The organism is Streptomyces sp. NPDC002130 (genome assembly GCF_040296465.1).
Lineage (GTDB): Bacteria > Actinomycetota > Actinomycetes > Streptomycetales > Streptomycetaceae > Streptomyces.
Map to the genome: position 1 here is coordinate 1 of NZ_JBEOXI010000541.1, position 2,558 is coordinate 2,558.

Below are 2,558 nucleotides of genomic sequence, written 5' to 3' on the forward strand. Positions count from 1 at the left end.
CCTGCGCACCGTCTGGGGCGCGAGCGACGCGGACATCGTCGTGTACATGGACGTGGACCTGTCCACCGGCCTCGACGGGCTGCTTCCGCTGGTCGGCATGAGCTCGACGTTCGCGATGATCAACACCATCGTCAACGTCTTCGCCCTGGCGTACGCCGTCGAATCGGGATTCGAACGCTCAACCATGCTGTGGGCAATCGCGACCGCCAATTTTGTTGCCGTACTGACTCAGCCGCTGTTCGGCATTCTCTCGGATCGCTACGGACGTAAGCCCATCTTCGTCGTCGGCGCGATCGGAGCCGGCCTGATGATCTTCGTGTTCTTCCATTCGATCGGAACCCAAAGCGTCCCCATGGTCTTCGCTTCCGGAATCGTCATGATCGGAATCTTCTACGCGATGCCCAACGGCACGTACCCGGCGTACTTCCCCGAGCAGTTCCCCGCGAAGGTCCGGTACACCGGAATGGCCGTCAGCCTCATGCTCGGACTCCTTGTTGCCGGCTTCACACCGGCTATCGCCCAGGCCATTTCGGCCGGAGACAAGAGCAACTGGACACCAGTTGCATGGATGTGCCTGGGCTTCGCCGTCGTCTCCGCCATCGCGGCAATGACCGGACCGGAAACGTACCGCACGCCCACAGCAGAACTGGGCATACCGAAGCCGAGCCTGCCGAGCAAGCAGGACTCAGAGCTCACCAGCAACAACGCTTGACCGGACCGGCCCCTCGCGCGGAATCTCCGCGAGGGGCCGTCCCCACTTATGCAGGAGAATGTCATGACTACCGAATACACACGTCACCGTATCGGCCTTGTCGGGTCGGGTACCCGGCACGCCATCGGCGAGGCCATGGGGATCCTGATGGAGCGCCATCAGCTGGGCGAGGACGAGGCCTTCGGGGTGCTGCGGCGCATCTCCCAGGACCACAACCTCAAGCTGCGCGACGTGGCCCGGCGGGTCAGGGCCGACTCCCCGGACCGGGGTTGACGTCTCCGGCCGGAGCGTCGCTGAGGCGGGAGGCGCGCAGGAGGAGCACCGCGATGTCGTCGGTGTGCTGTCCCGTGGGTGTGGTGTGGCGCAGCAGCCGGTCGATGAGGCGTTCCAGGTCGTGGCCGTCGGCGGAGTCCAGGTGCCCGGCGAGGTCGGCGGTGGTGCGGGTGGCGTCGGTGCCGGGAAGTTCGACCAGGCCGTCGGTGTAGAGGGCGAGGGTCGTGCCGGGGAGCAGGGGCACGGTGGTGACGGGGTAGTCGGTGCCGGTGTCGATGCCCAGCAGCGGGCCGGGCTCGACGTCGAGGACGCCGGCGGGGTGCCGGGCCTGGCGCAGCAGCGGCGGCACGTGTCCCGCGCTGGCGAGGGATGCCTGGTGGCGGCCGAGGTCGAGGTGGACGTAGAGGCAGGAGACGAGCAGTTCGGAGTCGAGGTCGGCCAGGAGCCGGTTGGTGCGGGCGAGGACCTGGCCGGGTGCGGCGCCGGCGGTGGCGTGGGCGTGGATGGCGGTGCGGACCTGGCCCATGAGGGCGGCGGCGGCAACGCTGTGGCCTTCGACGTCGCCGATCACGGCGGCCGCGCTGCTGTCGTTCAGGCGCAGCACGTCGAAGAAGTCGCCGCCGACCTCGGTGCCGTGGCCGGCGGGCAGGTAGCGGGCGGCGACGTCGAGGCCGGGCAGGCGGGGCAGGGCCCGGGGCAGCAGGGCGCGCTGCAGTTCGTGCACGAGCCGGTGTTTGGTGTCGTAGAGCCGGGCGCGGTCGAGGGCCTGGGCGATCAGGCCGGACAGCGAGGTGAGGACGGCGCGTTCGTCGGCGGTGAAGGTGTGCGGCCGGGTGTAGGACAGGATGCAGCAGCCGACCGGCCGACCGGAGATGATCAGGGGGAGGCTCTCACCGGCGACGAATCCTCGAGCGAAACCGACACCGTTTCCTGACCGGTCACTGGGAAAAACTACACACATGTGACTGAGGACACCCTACAGTCGATCCGACATGTCTCCGGGAAACCCAGACGAAAAGGACCGACGGTGGATCTCGCACAACGCCTCGACGCGCTCGAACAGATCGAGGAAATCAAGAAGCTCAAACATGGCTACTGGCGAGCCTGTGACGCCAAGGATCCGGTTCGGTTCCGCAGCAGCTTCATCCGTTCAGGAGCATCGATCGACTACGGCCGCCTCGGCGCGTTCGACGACGCCGGGCCGATGGCGGACATCTTCGAGAAGATCGCTCTTCGGAAGATCGACGGCCGGTACGCGGTCCTCGACATGCATCACGGATTGCATCCCGACATCGCACTGACCTCGGAGACGTCGGCGGTGGGGCGATGGACCCTGCAGTTCCGCCAGGTCGACACTGTCGGACGCACCGAGAAGTTGATGACCGGCGAATACGACGACAAGTACGTGATCGAGGACGGTATGTGGAAAATGAGTCAATGCCATTTCACGGAGACGTGGTCGATTACGACCCCCCTGTCGCTCAATACCGCCGCCACCGCGAACCCCGCCACGGACAGCACACTCTCCAGCACCGTCCAGGTCTTGAGGGTGTCCCGCTCGCTGATGCCGAAG

General features: G+C 66.4%; 1 protein-coding gene and 3 pseudogenes. 3 read left to right on the forward strand and 1 reads right to left on the reverse strand.

All coding sequences use genetic code 11. The features are described 5' to 3' along the window. Positions 1 to 712 (forward strand): MFS transporter (locus ABT116_RS42450; protein WP_351645919.1); only part of this gene is annotated, 712 nt, incomplete at its 5' end. A gap of 111 nt (positions 713 to 823) precedes the next feature. Then, a pseudogene (locus tag ABT116_RS42455) lies at positions 824 to 985 on the forward strand (ANTAR domain-containing protein); the annotation flags it as partial. Here ABT116_RS42455 and ABT116_RS42460 read toward each other — a convergent pair. Continuing rightward, positions 957 to 1,871 (reverse strand): annotated as a pseudogene (locus tag ABT116_RS42460) (GAF domain-containing SpoIIE family protein phosphatase); the annotation flags it as partial. The pseudogenes ABT116_RS42455 and ABT116_RS42460 sit on opposite strands and share 29 nt — an antisense overlap. Before the next feature lie 141 nt (positions 1,872 to 2,012). On the opposite strand from ABT116_RS42460, the pseudogene ABT116_RS42465 reads away from it, so the two are divergent. After that, a pseudogene (locus tag ABT116_RS42465) lies at positions 2,013 to 2,414 on the forward strand (nuclear transport factor 2 family protein); the annotation flags it as partial. Positions 2,415 to 2,558: the final 144 nt, after the last annotated feature.